Origin of the sequence: Phenylobacterium sp., from assembly GCF_016124325.1 — a bacterium.
Lineage (GTDB): Bacteria > Pseudomonadota > Alphaproteobacteria > Caulobacterales > Caulobacteraceae > Phenylobacterium.
On the sequence record NZ_WGNY01000002.1, the window covers coordinates 46,705 to 62,994 of the forward strand.

A 16,290-nucleotide genomic window follows, 5' to 3' on the forward strand; every position below is an offset into this window, starting at 1 on the left:
GTTAACCTCGTGTTTCAACACGACGTTCGGCGAAGGCGAGTTGGTGAAGGACGATGCCGCTGGTCGTCGCGACGTTGAGCGAGTCGAAGCCGCCCGCCATGGCGATGCGCACGCTGGTCGTCCGCGTCAGGATGTCGTCGGGAAGCCCCGGGCCTTCGGCGCCGAACAGGGCGGCCCTCCGCGGCCCCGGATGGAGGTCGCGCAGCTCCAGGGCGCCGCGCGGCGAAAGGGCGACGGTCTCGAACCCCGCGACTTCCAGCATCGCGACCAGATCGCCGGCCGAACCGGCCCGCGCGAAGGGCGTCGTCAGCGCCGCGCCCACGCTGACCCGGATGGCCTTGCGGTAGAGCGGATCGCAGCACGTGTCGTCCAGCAGCACCGCGTCGGCGCCGAAGGCGGCGGCGTTGCGGAAGACGCCCCCCATGTTGTCGTGATTGGCGATCCCGACCAGCCCGACCACCAGCGCCCGCGCCGGCAGGCCGGCCAGCAGGTCGGCGGGGTCGCGCAGCCGGCGGCGGCCGACGGCGAGCACGCCGCGGTGGATCGGAAAGCCCACCACCTTGTCCATCACCGCTTGCCCGGCGGCGAAGACCGGCGTGTCGTCGGGCAGCCCGGCGAGCACGTCCGCCAGGCTCTCCAGCCGGTGGGCGGCGACCAGCGCCGAGACGAGCGCGGCGGGATCGGCGGCGATCGCCTTCTCCAGCACCACCCGCCCCTCGGCGACGAAGAACCCCTGGCGGCCGACGAGGTCGCGCTCGCGCACCGCGCGGTAGGGCTCCAGGCGGGGGTCGTCGGGATCCTCGACGGCGAAGACCTGGGGCACGCCGCTAACGCGCGCCCGGGCCTAGGCCCGCGGGTCGCCTCGACCCGTGGAACCGCGGCGCCGTCACCGGTCTTCGGGGCGCTCGCGCACCCGCACGATCAGCGATTGGCTGGCGGTGGCCATCAGTTCCCCGTCCTGGGCGAACAGGGACATGGTCCCATGGGCGAAGCCGCCATGCACGCCGGTGACGTGGATGTCGCAAAGCACCCAGTCGGTCGGCACGATGCGCCGGATCCGCAGGGTGTTGTCCAGGCTGTTGCCGCCGGCGTTCCGGCCCAGCGCGTTGCCGACGCCCTGGGGCACCAGGTCGGCCATCACGGCCAGCATGGCGACGTCGATCTTCAGCCCCTCGACCGGCCGGGCCCAGAGCACCGTGCGGCCATCGGGCTCGGCGGCGCCGACCCGGTCGAAGCCCGAACGCCCCTTGGCGAACCGCACGTCCATGCGGGCGTGGACCCCCTCCTCCGAGCCTCGCCAGTGCTGCCGCGGCTCGCAGTCCTCGGGCGGCGGGACCTTCGGCGCCTCCAGCCACTGCCCCGACAGGTCGCTGGGCCGCGAGCCCAGGGCGGCGTTGACCGAAATGATCTCCTTGTCGTCGACGTGGCCGATCGCCCGGGCCTGGGTGATGTGCTTGCCCTCGACCGGCGTCCAGACGTCGATGTCCACCACGCTCGGCGGCTGGGCGTAGCCGAGATACTGGGCCGTCGCCCAGACCAGCGGCCGCCCCGTCGTGCGTTCCAGCGCCGCGACCGCGGAGGCCATGCCGACGCCCCCGAACATGAACACGCCGCCCGGCGGACCGACACAGATCGTGGGATCCACCGGCAGGTACCAGCGGTGCGGATTGTGGGTCGGCTTGAGGTCGAAGAACAGCTTGTCCATGGCCTCCTGAAACCCTGTCCGCGAGGCCCGCGCAAGCCTCGATTCTAACAGGCGAAATTCGCTGCGGCACACGCATCGCGAGAACCCGCAAACCGGGCCTCAACCACGAATCTTAAGTGCGAAGTGACGGGCGCCATTTAGGTTGACGCGCGCCATGGCTTATCCCGCCGCCCCGTTCCCCCGCATCACCGGCCTGCCGCGCCGGTTCTACGCGCCGGTCGGCGTGATCGTGGGCGCGACGGTGCTGGGCCTGTCGCTGACGCCGCTCACCGACGCCTTCGTCGCGCGCCTGCTGCTGTTCTACGCCGGCACCGCCCTGGCCTACGGCCTGATGCCGTTCGTGCGCCGCGGCGACGTCCCGCTGGTGGCCGCCTGGGTCGTGCTGCTGAGCGAGCTGTCGCCCTGCATCGTCGGCCAGCTGATCTCGCCGGTGAAGGTGACGGCCGACGTCCTGGGCGTGCTGATGGCCGCCGGACCGATCTACCTCGCCCGCCTGCGCCAGGTGATGCAGGGCGACACGCGCCCCTCCGCGCGCCGCGCGTCCGAACTCGGCTCCCGCTAGTTGCGCGTGAACTAGCTCCGCGTGAAGACCGGCTCGCGCCGTTCGCGGAAGGCCGCGACGGCGGCCTTGTGGTCGTTCGACCGGCGCAGCACCCGCAACTCCTCGGCCCAGATCCTGTCGGCCTCCTCGGGCGACAGGTCCGGCGCGCGGTTCGCCGTGCGCTTGGTGGCTTCCACCGACAGCGGCGCACGGGTTGCGATCCGTTCCGCCATGGCGACCGCCGCGCCCCGAAGCTCGTCCGGCTGGTGCACGCCGGTCACCAGGCCATAGCGCTCGGCCGTCTCGGCGTCGTGCGGCAGACCCGTCAGCAGCATCGACTTGGCCCTTGAGACGCCGATCAGGCGAGGCAGCCGGTAGGTCGAGGCCATCAGGCCCACGTTGACGCCGGCGCAGACGAACTTCGCCTCGGTGGAAGCCAGGCGGATGTCGCAGCACAGCGCCAGCTCGAAGCCGCCGCCCACGGACCAGCCGTTGACCGCCGCCACGACGGGCACGCGCGTCGCCTCCAGCCGCTCGAGCAGCCGCCCGAACCCGGCGAGGTCCTCGCCCTTGGGGCCGACGTTCTTCAGATCGTCGCCCGAGCAGAACGCCCGCCCCCGTCCGGTGACGATCAGGCAGCGCAGGGCGTCGTCGGCCTCGACCCGGTCCAGCGCGTCCATGAACGTCTGGCGCATCTCGACGCCCAGCGGGTTCATGGGCGGATTGTCGATCTCCAGGAGGACGATCGTCCGCGAGATCGGATGGACATGCACCGTTCCGCTCACGCGGGGACCTCCTTGCGCTCGGTGGCCGCGGCGCCCGTAGCGACCAGACCTTCGATCTCTTCGGGCGAATAGCCGGCCTCGGCCAGCACCTCGCGGGTGTGTTGGCCCACCTCGCCCGGCCCGCGGGTCAGGGCGACGGGCGTCTCGTGCAGCTTGATGGGCGTCTTGACGAACCGGCGGCCGTCCGCCTCGCCCAGCAGCCCCCGCGCCTTGATCTGCGGATCGTCCCAGGCCTGGGCGATGTTGTTGAGCGGCCCGGCGGGCACCCCCACCGCCTCGAACTTCGGCAGCCAGTTCGCCGTCGTGTCGCGCGCCAGCACGGCCTCGAGGCGCGCCTCCAGCGCGTCGCGGTTCCTCACCCGCGCGGCCGGCGTGTCGAACCCCGGCTCGTCCGCCAGGCCCGGTTCGTCCAGCGCCTCGCAGAACCGCTTCCAGAGCCGCTGGCTGTTGACCCCCACCACGACGTGTCCGTCCGCCGTCTTCAGCGGCTCGTACGGCGCGGCCAGCCGATGGCGCGCGCCGTTGCGGCCGGCCACCTCGCCCGTCGACAGGTACATGCCCGTCTCCCAGATCGTGTAGGCCAGGGCCGACTCCAGCAGAGAGGTCTCCACATGCTGCCCGCGGCCGGTGGCGTGCCGGCTCTGCAGCGCCGCCAGCACTCCCACGGCCGCGAACGCGCCGGCGTTGAGATCAGAGATCGGCACGGCCGTGGAGCAGGGCTTGTCGCTTCCGGCCTCGCCCACGAAGCTCATGATCCCGCTCATCGCCTGGGTCACCAGGTCGAACCCGCCGCGCTCGCGGTAGGGTCCGTCGAGGCCGAAACCCGAGACCGAGCAATAGACAAGCTTCGGGTTGATCGCCGACAGGCGGTCATAGCCAAGGCCCATCCTGTCCATCGCGCCCGGCCGGTAGTTCTCGACGAAGACGTCCGCCGTCCCGGCCAGCCGGCGCACCGCGTCTGCGCCGGCCTCCGCGCCGAGGTCGAGCGCGATGGTCCGCTTGTTGCGGTTGACGTAGTCGAAGGCCCGGAACCCGCCGCCGGCGCCGCGCATGCCGCGCGTGGATTCTCCGGCGGGCGGCTCGATCTTGATCACGTCGGCGCCCAGGTCCGCCAGGATCAGGGAGCAATAGGCGCCGGCGATCACGTGGGTGCAGTCCAGCACCCGCAGGCCGCTGAGCGCCCCCATCAGAAGTTGGCGCGGCGCGAGATCGCCCCGTCGACCACCATGTTGATCCCCGTGGTGAAGGCCGAGCGCGGGCTGGCCAGGAACACCGTGGCCGCGGCGATCTCTTCGGGGGTCGCCATGCGGCCGGTCGGATTGCGCTTGATCATCTGTTCGAAGAAGGCCGGCGCGCCCGCCTTGACATTCCCCCATACGCCGCCCTCGAAGAACACGGTGCCCGGCGAGACGACGTTGCAGCGCACCTTCTTGGGCGCCCAGGCGCGCGCCACGCCCTTGGCGAAGTGGATCTGGGCCGCCTTCATCGCGCCGTACGAGCCGGGCGCATCGGTCTCGGCCGCCGAAATCGACGAGGTGATGAGGAAGGCGGCGTCGCCCGTCTTCTCGGCCGCCTTCTCCAGGAAGGGCGCGGCGATCTCGAAGGTGCGCACCGCGCCCAGCATGTCGATGTCGAACATCGCCTGCCAGTCGGCCTCGCTGTTGCCCTGGACGAGAGCGCTGGCGTTCGAAACGAGGATGTCCACGCCGCCCAGCGCCTCGGCCGCCTTGGCGACGAACGCCTTGAGCGCGGGCCCGTCGGCGATGTCCACGGCCTGGCCGAACGCCTTGACGCCCTTGGCCTCCAGCGCCTTCACCGCCTCGGCCACCTGCTCGGCGTTGCGGGCGCAGATGGCGACGTTGGCGCCCTCGTCGGCGAAGGTCTCGGCGATGGCCCGCCCGATGCCGCGGGTCGCCCCGGTGACGACGGCGTTCTTACCCTTGAGCTGCAGGTCCATGGCGTCCTCCCTCTTTTGCCGAAGGAAGCGCTATCGCACATCGCCCGCGGCGTCATCCCGGGCCGAGGGGCCCGGGCGGCATGCGATCGGATGGATTTCGCCGCGGGAGCCCGGCGGCCGGCGCCATGCGAATGGATGATGCGGGCCTGGAAATCTGCGGCACAACGTAGTTCGTTCGCATGATGGGGGTGCGATGGTCGACGAAGCCCGCCTGATCGACGAGATCTACGCCGCCGCGCTCGACCCGAAGCGGTGGGTTGGCGTCATGGACGCGCTGTCCGAGGCCGTCGGCGGCCTTCGCGGCTGCCTGACCCGGATCGACCTTCAGACCGGCGAGAGCGTGGAGGCGATTCTCTTCCGGTCCGACCCGGCCTGGGTCGACGCCTATGCCGAGTACTACGGCGCGATCAACGTCTTCATGGACCGGCGCCCCGCGGCCCTACCCGCGCGGACGGTCACCACCGAGGTCAACTGCCTCCCGCGCGAGGACTACCTGCGCTCGGAATACTACAATGACTTCATGCGCCCGCAGGACGTCGAGCGCGCGCTCTTCATCCACCTCGGCGTGGCCGGAACCGTTTCAAGCACCGTCAACATCGGCCGAAGGACGGGCGACACCTTCGCTCGGGCGGACCTGGAGCTCGCCGCGCGGCTCCAGCCGCACATGATCCGCGCCTACGAGATCGGCCAGCGGCTCGCAGGGCCGATCGGGATCGCCCGGAACCTCGTCGAGACGCTGCATCACTCGCCCCATCCCCTGCTGCTGGCGGCCCCGGATGGCGCCGTTGTCTTCGCGAACGACGCCGCCGAACGCCTCCTGGCCCGCGACCGCGGCCTCATGGTCCTGAACGGACGCCTCACCGCGGGTCACGCCGAGGCCGCACGCCGCCTCTCGGTCCTTCTCGCGCAAGCAGCGCACCGATCCGGGCCCCGAAGCGGGGGAACGATGAGCGTTCCGAGTCCGACGGGCGGCTTTCCGCTGGCGGTCAGGACGGCGCCGATGCCGCTGGAGGACGGCCCGATCCACTTCGCCGCCGCGCCCGTCCTCGTCTCGGTCACGGACCTGGACAGCGAGATCAGAGCGCCCGAGGAGGAACTTCGTCTCCTCTTCGGCCTGACCCAGGCCGAGGCGCGGCTCGCGGCGGCCGTGTTCGAAGGCTTGACGCTGCCCGAAGCCGCCGACCGCTTCGGCGTCAGCGTGAACACCACCCGCTTCCAACTCGCCAGGGTGTTCGAAAAGACCGGCGCGACCCGGCAGGCCGAACTGGTGAAACTGATGATGCGCCTGGCCGGCGGGGCCGTCGGCTGAACCGAACTAGTCCGCGAAGAGCGCGGCGAACTGCTGGCGCAGCAGGTTCTTCTGCACCTTGCCCATGGTGTTCTTCGGCAGCGCGTCGACGAAGACGATCTTCTTCGGCGCCTTGTAGGCCGCGAGCTGGCGGCGGGCCTCGGCGATCAGGGCCGCCTCGTCGCCCTCACCCATGACCACCGCCACCACGCCCTCGCCGAAATCCTTGTGCGGAACGCCGATGACCGCGCTCTCGGTCACGCCCGGCAGTTCGTCGAGCACCAGCTCGACCTCCTTGGGATAGACGTTGTAGCCGCCCGAGATGATCAGGTCCTTGGCCCGGCCCGAGATCCAGACGCGGCCGTCGGGGTCGCGCCGGCCGACATCGCCGGTAATGAAGAAGCCGTCCTTCGTGAACTCCTCGGCGGTCTTCTCGGGCATCCGCCAGTAGCCGGAGAAGACGCTGGGCCCCTTGATCTCGATGACGCCTGTCGCTCCTCCCTCGCTTGCGGGGGAGGTGTCGGCGGAGCCGACGGAGGGGGCGGCGCCGCCGACCCGCAGCTCGACGCCCGGCAGCGGATAGCCCACCGAGCCCGCCACCCGTTCGCCGTCCAGCGGGTTGGTGGTGATGATCACCGCCTCGCTCATGCCGTAGCGCTCCAGGATGCGCTGGCCGGTGCGCGCCTCGAACTCGGCGAAGGTCGACGGCAGCAGGGGCGCCGAGCCCGAGATGAACAGGCGCACGTTCGCCGCGCTCTCGCGGGTGAACCCCGGGTTGGCCAGCAGGCGGGTGTAGAAGGTTGGCACGCCCATCAGCACCGTGGCGCGCTTCAGGCCCGCCAGCACCTCGGCGTCCGAGAACCGGGGCAGCCAGACCATCGGGCAGCCCGACAGCAGCGCGCAGTGCAGCGCCACGAACAGGCCGTGGACGTGGAACACCGGCAGGGCGTGCAGAAGCACGTCGTCGGGCGTGAAGCCCCAGGCCTGGTGCAGGGCCAGGGCGTTGTTGGCCAGGTTGCCGTGGCTCAGCATCGCGCCCTTGGAGCGCCCCGTCGTGCCGGAGGTGTAGATCAGCGAGGCCAGGTCGTCGGCGGCCCGCGCGACCGTCGCCTCCAGCGGCGGATGGCGCCGGGCCTCGGCCACCCAGGCGGGCGGATCGGTCACGAAGGCCTTGGGCTCGGCGTCGCCCAGGAAGTAATCCACCTCGGCCGAGGTGTAGGCCGAATTGAGCGGCAGGAAGACCGCCCCGGCCTTCAGCACCCCCAGATAGACCATGATGACCTCGGGGCTCTTCTCGGCCTGGAGGGCGATGCGGTCGCCGGGCGCGACGCCCTCGGCGACGAGGCGGCCGGCGACGTGGGCCGCGCCGGCTTCGAGGTCGCCGTAGCTGATCGCCGTCCCGTCGCCGAGCAGGAAGCACGGCTGCGAGCGGTCCTTCGGAAAGCGGCTGGCGAGCAGGTCGTAGAGGTTCTCGGACATCGGCCCTTCCCTAGCCCATTTTCCGCGGCGATTGTCGCCCCATGACTCCGCAGGACGCCCTGACACGCATCCGCCGCTACGACGGCCGGCTCAAGGCCTTCGTGCAGGTGTTCGATCCGCCGCTGGCCGGCGAGACGGCCGACGGCCCGACGGTGGCCGTGAAGGACCTGATCGACATCGCGGGCGTCCCCACCGGCGGCGGCGCGCGCGTGCCCCTCGATCCCAAGCCGGCCCACAACGCCGTGGTGGTCGACCGGCTGCTTCAGGCCGGCTGCGCCATCGTCGGCAAGACCCAGACGGTCGAGCTGGCCTATGGCGGCTGGGGCACCAACCGCGCGGTCGGCGCGCCTTGGAACCCCTGGGACGCGGCGGTCCATCGCGCGCCCGGCGGCTCGTCCTCGGGTTCGGCGGTGGCCGTGGCGGCCGGCCTCTGCGACGCGGCCCTGGGCAGCGACACGGGCGGATCGGTGCGCATCCCGGCGGCGACCTGCGGGGTGGTGGGTCTGAAGCCCGGCCGCGGCCTCGTCAGCCTCAAGGGCGTGCATCCGCTCAGCCCCTCGCTCGACACGGTGGGCGCCCTGGCTCCGGACGTCGCCACGGCGGCGCGCGTCCTGGCGGTGATCTCGGGGCCGGATGGCGTGTCGGCCACACGCGAGCCGTTCGATGCGCGCGCGGCGCTGTCCGCCGACGTGACCGGCTGCCGCGTGGCGGCCATGCCGCTCCAGGAACTGGGCGCGCTCGATCCCGATGTCGCCCGCCTCTACGCCGAGGGGCTGGAGCGGCTGGCCGGCGCCGGGGTCCGCGTCGAGACGGCCCGCCCGCCCCAGGCGCTGGAGCAGTCGTTCACGCCCAACGGCATGCTGATGTCGGGCGAAGGCTGGCGGATCTGGCGCGAGCGGATCGAGGCGCACGCCGAGGTGATGGACCCCTGGATCGTCCGCCGCTTCGAAGCCGGCCGCGAGGTGAGCGACGAGCGCCTGGCCGAGGCGCACCTGCGCCGCGCGGCCGACCAGGCCGAGTTCCACGCCTGGCTGGGCGGCTTCCACGCGATGATCTCGCCCACCTGCCCGATCCCCGGCCCGCCGATGGACGCGATCGACGAGACCACCTCGCCGCTCAGCCGCCTCACGCGGGCGGCCAACTACCTCGACCTGCCGGCCATCAGCGTCCCTTGCGGCCTCACGCGGGAGGGCCTGCCCGTGGGCTTTCAGGTGATCGGCCGCCCTCGCGACGAGGCGGGCGTCGTGGCCCTGGGCGCGGCCTTCGAGAAGGTGTCAGGCTGGAACGGCCGGCGGCCCGACCTGAGCGGGTTCGGCTAGGGTCTGCACTCGATGCCGTTCGTCCCGGCGAGGGCCGGGACCCAGATGGAAAGCGTCCGATGTGGGCTCTGGAAGCTCCGCGGCCGTCCAATCCACATCTGCGTTCGAGATCTGGATCCCGGCCTTCGCTGGGATGAGCGGATGTCGTTGAACTCGCCGCCTGCGGACTGAGTCTCCCGCTAGCCCCTGACCTTGCCGCCCGCGGCGCGCAGGGCCAGCCAGCCGGCCAGGGCCCACATCGAGCCCAGGCACCAGCCGGCCAGCACGTCGCTCGGCCAGTGGACGCCCAGATAGACCCGGCTCACGCCCACGCCGGCCAGGATCACGCCGGCGACGACATAGACCAGGGCCTTGGTCCGACGGCGGGTCTCCAGACTGGCGATCAGCATCGCCAGCGTCAGCCAGGTCGCCGCCGACAGCGTCGAATGCCCGCTCGGGAAGCTGCCCGAGTAGACATAGACCTCGTGCGGCACGAGGTCGGGCCGGGGCCGATGGTAGAAGGCCTTGGTGAAGTTGCTGGACGCCCAGGCCGCCAGCACGGCGCCCGCCATCACCGCGGCATGCCGCCAGCGCCGGTGGAAGGCGAAGGCGAGCACGGCCACCACCGTCACCACCGTCACCAGGGTCGTCCCGCCCAGGGCGGTCACGTCGCGCACGGCCTCCTCGATCCCCCGGCTGCCGATGGGATCGTCCGGGTGGCCGGGGGTGCGGAACATCAGGATCAGGCGCCGGTCGACGTCGCCGGTCTCGCCCTCCAGCATCTCGCCGCCCAGGGTGAGGAACGCCCACAGGGCCCCCGCGGCGAGGGCCATGCCCGCCAGGACGCGGGCCTCGAAACGGCGAAGGAACAGCCAGATACGCTGGAACGGATTCTTGGACGCGGTCATCGGCGCGGACGTTAGGCGCCGCCGCCGCTCGGGGCAATCAGGCGGCCAGCCCGGTCCCGGCCTGTCGCAGCGTCAGTTCCACCGCCGCCTGGGCGGCGTCGCGGGAGCCGTTGGCTCCGTCGGCCACCGTCACGCCATCCTCGTCGTAGACGCACCAGCGCCAGCCGTCCTCGTCCTGGCAGAGCGAGTAGGCGAACGACCGCGATTCCGTCATCACCGTCCTCCAGCATTACGGCTGGTGAACTTGGATCGGAGCAGGAAGTTTCGCGCTGCACAACATTCTTCTCGCAAATGCGAACATAGCTCGCGCGTAAGGCGATTTATGCCTCGTCGAGAAGCGTCTTGCCCGCCTCGCGCACATCCGCGCAGCCCGTCAGGATCATGGCGACAGCCAGTTCGGCCCGCAGGACGTCGAGCATCTTGGCGACCGCCGACTCGCCTCCGGCGCCCAGCGCCCAGGCCCAGGCGCGGCCCACGAAACAGGCCTTGGCGCCCAGCGCCAGCGCCTTCAGCACGTCGAGGCCCGAACGGACCCCGCCGTCCATATAGACCTCGAGGTCATTCCCGACGGCGTCCGCGATCCGCGGCAGGGCCGAGATCGACGAACGCACCCCGTCGAGCTGTCGGCCGCCGTGGTTCGACACCACCAGTCCCTGCGCGCCGGCCTTCGCCGCGGCCTTCGCATCCTCTGGATCGAGCACGCCCTTGACCACGATCGGCCCGTCCCAGCTCTCCCGCACCCAGTCGAGCTCCTTCCAGGTGACCGAGCGGTCGAAGTTTCGGGAGATCCAGGCCAGGAAGTCGGTGACGCGCCGGCTCTCCTTCACCGCCCCGGCGACCGAGCCCAGGGTATGCGGCCGGCCGTTGATCCCCACGTCCCAGGTCCAGGCCGGATGGGTCACCCCGTCCCAGAGCTGGGTCATCGCCTGCTGCAGGCGGCTTCCGCCCGTGAAGCCCGACCGGATGTCGCGATAGCGCGAGCCCGGCAGCGGCAGGTCGACCGTGAACACCAGCACCGGGCAGCCCGCCGCCTTGGCCCGGGCCAGCAGCTCGCGCATGTAGCCCCGGTCCTTCAGCATGTAGAGCTGGAACCACGGCGGCGTGCCGGTGGCCGCGACCTCCTCGATCGAGCAGACCCCCACGGTGGACAGGCAGAAGGGCACGCCGGCCGCGCTGGCCGCGCGGATGGCCTGGGTCTCGCCGCGCCGCCCGTACATGCCGGCCATGCCCACCGGCGCGAGGCCGACCGGCATCTGCAGCGTCTGGCCCAACGTCTCGACGCTCATGTTGATCTTGGTCATGTCGCGCATGACCCGCTGGCGCAGGGCGATCGCCTCCAGGTCCTCGACGTTCCGGCGCAGCGTCACCTCGGCGTAGGAGCCGCCGTCGATGTATTCGAAGAAGATGTTGGGCAGGCGCCGCCGCGCGAGCTCGCGATAGTCCGAAACCGAAGCTGCGCGCATCCGTCAGGCCCTCCCGCCGCCGGTTTTGGAGCCCCGGCGGCGGCCGCGCAAGGTTCAGAGCCCGTCAGGGTGAAGTGGGAACCGGTTCACCCGCCCGGACGGGCTCTACACTTTTGAAGATCGAGCCTTATCGTCCGGATCAAGTGGGCCCACTTGATCCGGGAAGGCTCTAGGCTATAGCGGCGCCCACGGTGGCCGGCGGGGCCGGCGCCCGGTTGAGGGTGATCCAGACCTGGAAGCCACGGGCCACGACACGGCCCTCGCCGTCGTAGAGCGCGACGCCGGAAGTCTTCTTCCGCCCGCTGGCCTCGATCGGCCAGGCCAGGACGACGTAGTCCTCGCCGGTGCGGACCGGGCCGGTGATCTCGCCGGTCATGGTGCCCAGCAGGCCGCCGGGACGGCCCTCCTTCTCGATCCAGGCGAAGATTCCGGGACAGTCCAGCGCGGCCCAGACGATCTCGGAGGGAATCGACCCGTCGGCCTCGGCGAAGGCCGCGTGCGGCGTCCAGACGCAGGCCACCACGCCGGGCTCGGCGCCGGCCAGCTGGCCCGGCAGCACGCGCAGGCCGTCGCCCTCCTCCCGCGTCGTGCTGCAGGTGAAGCACGGCGGATGGACCTGTTGCTCGAACGCCAGGCATCGCGCCCCGGCCTCCCGCGCCGGCGCCAGGCCCGGCGACGGCGGCGGTTCGGGCAGGTCCTGGCCGGCGGCCGTGGCCTGGCCGATGACGGCGCCGTCGGCGCCTGAGAGCACGGTGACGCCGTCGCGGGTCTCCAGGCTGAGGTCGGTGTCGAGGGGCGGCGGCGCGCGGAGCATCGAGGTCACCGGCCCGTCCAAGCTCTTGGCCAGCCCCTTGGCGAGCACGCCGCACACATAGCCGCCGTTGCCGGAATTCGGCGGGCCGCGGAATTGGCGGCCGATCACGATCTTGCTCAAAACGGAAACGCCCATCCCAAACATTCGAAAGAATGGGCCCGCTTTTTCACGCTCGCGCGGCGGAAGGGAAGCGAGAATTCGCCATCGCGGCGTTGGACCGCGGCGCCGGTCGCGCTAAAGGCAGGTTCCAGCGACGACTCTCTCGACGGAGACAACGGTGAGCGACCGGATCGAACGACCCTGGGCCCTGATGCGCCATCACGCGGGCTGGGCCGACGTGTTCCACATCGAGAACGAGTCGGCCGACTCGATCACCGGCTTCTACCCCGACCGCGAGACGGTGGGGCCGCCCGTGAACTACTCGACCCGCGCGGTCCTCGCCCGCTATCCCACGCTGGAGGCCGCCCGGTCCGCGCGTGAAGGCGCGGTCGCCGAATGGCGCAAGCACGACGCGGCCGTCCGCGACGCCGAGACCGCGCTGCGCGCCGCCGAGAAGATGCGGGAAGACGCCTGGCTGAACTCGCTGCGCGACGCGGCCGAGCGTAGCTAGAATCTAAAACCCTTCGAGGCGATCCAGGCGATCGCGGCCGCCAGCGCCGCGCCGAGGACGAAGCGCCACATCGGCGCGCGATCGAGCGCGGGATCGACCGCGAACCGGCGCTTGCCCGTGACCATCGCGCCGATCAGGTCGGTCCGCTTCCAGACGGCGTAGAAGACGATCGCCAGCAGGTGCAGCACCACGAGGGCCTGCAGCACCCGGAAGCTGAGCTCGTGCCATTCGGCGATCTGCCGGCCCAGCTCGAAACTGACCCGATCCGAGAGCGGGCCGCCCTCGAAGGCGTCGATGTCGATGGCGAACAGGCCGGTGACCACCTGGGCGACCAGGGTGGCCAGCAGCGCCAGGATGCTGAGCGCGCCCAGCGGATTGTGGCCGGGGGTTTCGGATCGCGCGCGGCTTCCCAGCGTCGCCAGATAGGCCAGGGTCGCCCGCGGCCCCTTCACGAAGCTGGAGAACCGGGCCGCGCCGCCGCCGGCGAACCCCCAGTAGATTCGGAACAGCACCAGGCCGATCACCGCATAGCCGGCCCACCGATGCCAGTTCAGGTGGTCGCCCGACGACCACCAGCAGAACGCGACGAGGCCGACCAGCAGCCAGTGGAACAGCCGGACGGGCCCATCCCAGAGACGGGCCCGCACGCCGCCCGGGGCGGCCACTAGGACTTCTTCTCCTGGCGGTACTTGTCGTGGCAGCCCTTGCAGGCGCCGCCGGTCGGCCGCACCTGGGCCTTCACGGCGGCGATGTCGCCCGAGGCGGCGGCCTGGTTCAGCTTGGAGACCTGCACCTGCAGGGCCGAGGCCGCCGCCGTGAAGCCCGCCGCGTCGGTCCAGATGTCGGCCTTGGCCTCGCTCATCGGCCGGGCCTCCACGCCGCTGCCGCGCGGGAACCACGTGGGCAGCGAATTGGCCAGGCTCAGCATGGTCTGGGTGCTCGACTTGACGACGGCCACGTCGGGCGAGCCCTTCCTGAGCTCGTCGTTCAGGCCCTTGAAGGTCTTGCCCAGCTTCTCGAAGTTTTCGTGGCGGACATAGGCCGCCCGGGTCGCCGGGCTCGGATTCTTGGGCATCGGATCGTCGTGGGCCAGCGCCACGCCGGCCACAGCCGCGCCTCCGATGACCGCGCCGATCGCCGCCGCGATCGCCAGCCTGGCCCCCCTGCTCGTCGTCGACGCCATCGGCTCCGCCTTCCTGATCCCCACTGTGCCGGTGGACATTGCAAGGCCGAGCGCGCCCGCGTCAACGCCTCGCTGGAGCCGTCAGGATGAAGCGGATGCCGGTTCACCCGTCCGGGCGGGCTCCACAGGATTGAAGATCGGGGCTTCCCGCCCGGATCAGGTGATCCCCCCTGACCGGGGATGGCTCTAGTGACTGACCCCGCGCCCCGTGAGCGCCGCCCGCGCCGTCGCCAGGATGATGCGCAGGTCGAACAGGAACGAACGGCGCGCCAGATATTCGGCGTCCAGCTTCACCTTTTCGGGAATCGGCAGTTCGTCCCGCCCGTTGACCTGGGCCCATCCGGTGACGCCCGGGCGCAGGCGCTCGACGCCGGCGGCGGTGCGCAGGGCCACGAGGTCGTCCTGGTTGAACAGGGCCGGCCGCGGCCCGACCAGGCTCATGTCGCCCACCAGAACGCTCCAGAGCTGGGGCAGCTCGTCGAGGCTGGTGCGGCGCAGGAACCGGCCCAGCGGCGTGATCCAGCGGCCGGGATCCTCCAGCAGGTGGGTGGCCACGTCGGGCGTGTCGGTGCGCATGGTCCGGAACTTCGGCATCCGGAAGAGGCGGTTGCCCTGCCCCACCCGCCGCGACCAGTGCAGCGCCGGCCCGGGGGAATCGAGGCGCACGGCCAGACCGAGCGCGAGCAGCACCGGCCAGCCGATCAGCAGGCCGGCGAGCGCCACGATGATGTCGAAGCCCCGCTTGAGCACGGAGCGTAGTTAGCCGCCCGCGCGCGGGCGCGCCACGTCAGGCTTTGTCGGCGCCGGGCGCGGCCTTGCGGCTGCGGGGCTTCGGCGCGGGCGCGGCGGCCGATTCGGGCTCGGCCTCGGCCGCGGCCTCGACGGGCGGCTCGGGGGCCGCGGCGACCTCGGGTTCCGGCTCCGATGCCGTCGGCAGCCCGCGGGGGGCCTCGATGATCTCCTCGGCGGCCGCCTCGTCCAGGACCGGTTCGGCCACGGCTTCCGCCGCCGCTTCCAGCACCGGGGCCGGTTCGTCGACCACGGGCTCGGGCGCGGCCTCGACGACCGGCTCCGCCACCGGCTCCTCGATCGACAGCGCCACCATCTCGGCGACCTCGACGACGACCGGCTCGGGCTCGACCCGCGCTTCGGGCGTCGCCGTGACGGCGGCGCCGAGCAGCGCTTCCAGGTTCACCGGCCGGGTCCAGCGCGTCATCCACCAGAAGGCGACCCCGCCGGCGGCGGCGGCTCCGAAATAGCTCCAGAGCGGCGACGCCACGCCGACGAGGAGCTGAGGGCTCACGGGGGTCTTGGGCATTTCGGGGGGTTCGAAGAAGGCCATGGAAGAGCTCCTGCGCCACATTGTGCGTCGCAGCATAACACCCCGCCATCCTTCGCAGTTGCGAAATTATTGTGGCGGGAGGCCGTAGACCCGCGCCCCGCCCCCGGCGCCTAAGGCTTGCGCGACCCAGCCGCAGATCGCGGCAAGCGGGCCCGACAGGTCGGGGCCGCCGACCATGACCAGGGCGCAGCCGTTCATCTTCATCGGGTTGTCCAGCGGCCGCACCCGCGCCTCGGCCACCAGCAGCGGACCGCCGACCTCGTCCTCCAGGTCCCGCAGGAACGCGTCGAAGGTCTCCAGGTCCTTGAGCGGCAGCCAAACCAGGGCCTGGACGGCGGGGTTGCGCCGCCGAAGGCCCGCCAGCGTCTCGACGATGCGCGAATAGTCGTCGGGCTGCTCGAACGGCGGATCGATCAGGACGAACACCCGGCCCTGGCGCGGGCATTCGGCGACCGCGGCGGCGTAGCCGTCGGCGGCCACGGCGCGCACGCCGGCCTTGCCCTTCAGCGCCTCGCACAGGGCGGCGTGCTCCTCGGCGCGCAGCTCGCAGGCCAGGTAGTGGTCGCCGGGCCGCAGCGCGCCCGCGATCAGCCACGGCGAGCCGGGATAGCGCCGCACGGCCCCGCCCGGATTCAGCGCCGCCACGGCCGCGACGAGCGGGCCGAACTCGGCCGGCGCGTCCGCCGCCGCCATCAGCCGCGCGATCCCCGCCTCCGCTTCCCCGGACTTGCGCGCCTCGGCCCCGGCCAGGTCGTAGAGCCCGCGCCCGGCATGGGTGTCGATGACCATGAGCGGCCCGCCGTCGGCGGTCAGGTCGGCCAGCAGGCGCAGGAGCGCGGCGTGCTTCACCAGGTCGGCGAAGTTCCCGGCGTGGAAGGCGTGGCGGTAGTTCAAGGCGGTGCGCTGGCTCCCCGGCG

19 protein-coding genes are annotated in these 16,290 nt (G+C 71.7%); 4 read left to right on the plus strand and 15 right to left on the minus strand.

Translation table 11 applies throughout. From position 1 onward, the window contains the following. Position 1: 1 nt before the first annotated feature. Both GC203_RS00565 and GC203_RS00570 read right to left on the minus strand, forming a co-directional pair. Complete coding sequence (locus tag GC203_RS00565) at positions 2-823, minus strand: RNA methyltransferase (RefSeq protein WP_293450239.1); 822 nt, start codon at positions 821-823, stop codon at positions 2-4. 63 nt (positions 824-886) lie between these two features. Then, positions 887-1,705, minus strand: coding sequence for an acyl-CoA thioesterase domain-containing protein (locus tag GC203_RS00570; protein WP_293450241.1), 819 nt, complete (start codon positions 1,703-1,705; stop codon positions 887-889). A 154-nt stretch (positions 1,706-1,859) separates the two neighbouring features. Here GC203_RS00570 and GC203_RS00575 point away from each other — a divergent pair, with 154 nt between their 5' ends. Then, entirely contained in the window at positions 1,860-2,267 is a 408-nt protein-coding gene (locus tag GC203_RS00575) for a hypothetical protein (protein ID WP_293450243.1), read from the plus strand. An 11-nt stretch (positions 2,268-2,278) separates the two neighbouring features. On the opposite strand, the gene GC203_RS00580 is transcribed toward GC203_RS00575, so the two are convergent. The 3 genes from GC203_RS00580 to GC203_RS00590 are packed head-to-tail and all read right to left on the minus strand — an operon-like array spanning position 2,279 to position 4,988. Further along, positions 2,279-3,031 (minus strand): enoyl-CoA hydratase/isomerase family protein, encoded by a 753-nt coding sequence (locus GC203_RS00580; protein ID WP_293450245.1) that lies wholly within the window; start codon positions 3,029-3,031, stop codon positions 2,279-2,281. Further along, positions 3,028-4,218, minus strand: a complete 1,191-nt coding sequence (locus GC203_RS00585) for a CaiB/BaiF CoA-transferase family protein (RefSeq protein ID WP_293450247.1) — start codon at positions 4,216-4,218, stop codon at positions 3,028-3,030. Before GC203_RS00585 ends, GC203_RS00580 begins: the two co-directional genes overlap by 4 nt. After that, complete coding sequence (locus tag GC203_RS00590) at positions 4,218-4,988, minus strand: SDR family oxidoreductase (protein ID WP_293450249.1); 771 nt, start codon at positions 4,986-4,988, stop codon at positions 4,218-4,220. Before GC203_RS00590 ends, GC203_RS00585 begins: the two co-directional genes overlap by 1 nt. Positions 4,989-5,181: 193 nt before the next feature. On the opposite strand from GC203_RS00590, the gene GC203_RS00595 reads away from it, so the two are divergent. Then, positions 5,182-6,297 (plus strand): helix-turn-helix transcriptional regulator, encoded by a 1,116-nt coding sequence (locus GC203_RS00595; protein WP_293450251.1) that lies wholly within the window; start codon positions 5,182-5,184, stop codon positions 6,295-6,297. Between the two features lie 6 nt (positions 6,298-6,303). On the opposite strand, the gene GC203_RS00600 is transcribed toward GC203_RS00595, so the two are convergent. Beyond that, a complete protein-coding gene (locus tag GC203_RS00600; protein WP_293450253.1) occupies positions 6,304-7,755 on the minus strand; it encodes a malonyl-CoA synthase in 1,452 nt (483 codons plus the stop codon). Positions 7,756-7,796: 41 nt separating this feature from the next. On the opposite strand from GC203_RS00600, the gene GC203_RS00605 reads away from it, so the two are divergent. After that, positions 7,797-9,074, plus strand: coding sequence for an amidase (locus GC203_RS00605; RefSeq protein ID WP_293450255.1), 1,278 nt, complete (start codon positions 7,797-7,799; stop codon positions 9,072-9,074). A gap of 179 nt (positions 9,075-9,253) precedes the next feature. On the opposite strand, the gene GC203_RS00610 is transcribed toward GC203_RS00605, so the two are convergent. From GC203_RS00610 to GC203_RS00625, 4 genes are all read right to left on the minus strand, one after another. After that, on the minus strand, positions 9,254-9,961 hold the full coding sequence (locus GC203_RS00610; protein ID WP_293450257.1) for a phosphatase PAP2 family protein: 708 nt from the start codon (positions 9,959-9,961) through the stop codon (positions 9,254-9,256). Between the two features lie 37 nt (positions 9,962-9,998). Continuing rightward, positions 9,999-10,175 carry a hypothetical protein gene (locus GC203_RS00615; RefSeq protein ID WP_293450259.1) on the minus strand — a complete coding sequence of 59 codons (177 nt, stop codon included), beginning with the start codon at positions 10,173-10,175 and terminating at the stop codon, positions 9,999-10,001. A gap of 106 nt (positions 10,176-10,281) precedes the next feature. Next, on the minus strand, positions 10,282-11,424 hold the full coding sequence (locus GC203_RS00620) for an L-lactate dehydrogenase (RefSeq protein WP_293450261.1): 1,143 nt from the start codon (positions 11,422-11,424) through the stop codon (positions 10,282-10,284). 169 nt (positions 11,425-11,593) lie between these two features. Next, the gene (locus tag GC203_RS00625; protein WP_293450263.1) at positions 11,594-12,373 is read right to left on the minus strand and encodes a hypothetical protein; all 780 of its coding nucleotides are present in this window, start codon (positions 12,371-12,373) and stop codon (positions 11,594-11,596) included. Between the two features lie 142 nt (positions 12,374-12,515). On the opposite strand from GC203_RS00625, the gene GC203_RS00630 reads away from it, so the two are divergent. Then, a complete protein-coding gene (locus GC203_RS00630) occupies positions 12,516-12,848 on the plus strand; it encodes a hypothetical protein (RefSeq protein WP_293450265.1) in 333 nt (110 codons plus the stop codon). Here the strand turns inward: GC203_RS00630 and GC203_RS00635 are convergent. The 5 genes from GC203_RS00635 to rlmJ all read right to left on the minus strand — a co-directional run bounded on the left by GC203_RS00635 (position 12,845) and on the right by rlmJ (position 16,267). Further along, on the minus strand, positions 12,845-13,513 hold the full coding sequence (locus GC203_RS00635) for a cytochrome b/b6 domain-containing protein (protein ID WP_293450267.1): 669 nt from the start codon (positions 13,511-13,513) through the stop codon (positions 12,845-12,847). The genes GC203_RS00630 and GC203_RS00635 overlap by 4 nt on opposite strands. Further along, a complete protein-coding gene (locus GC203_RS00640) occupies positions 13,513-14,031 on the minus strand; it encodes a cytochrome c (protein WP_293450269.1) in 519 nt (172 codons plus the stop codon). Before GC203_RS00640 ends, GC203_RS00635 begins: the two co-directional genes overlap by 1 nt. Positions 14,032-14,217: 186 nt before the next feature. After that, positions 14,218-14,781: a sugar transferase gene (locus tag GC203_RS00645; RefSeq protein ID WP_293450271.1), complete on the minus strand. Its 564-nt coding sequence runs from the start codon at positions 14,779-14,781 to the stop codon at positions 14,218-14,220. 37 nt (positions 14,782-14,818) lie between these two features. Beyond that, complete coding sequence (locus tag GC203_RS00650; RefSeq protein ID WP_293450273.1) at positions 14,819-15,373, minus strand: hypothetical protein; 555 nt, start codon at positions 15,371-15,373, stop codon at positions 14,819-14,821. A 66-nt stretch (positions 15,374-15,439) separates the two neighbouring features. Beyond that, positions 15,440-16,267: a 23S rRNA (adenine(2030)-N(6))-methyltransferase RlmJ gene (rlmJ, locus tag GC203_RS00655; protein ID WP_293450275.1), complete on the minus strand. Its 828-nt coding sequence runs from the start codon at positions 16,265-16,267 to the stop codon at positions 15,440-15,442. Positions 16,268-16,290: the final 23 nt, after the last annotated feature.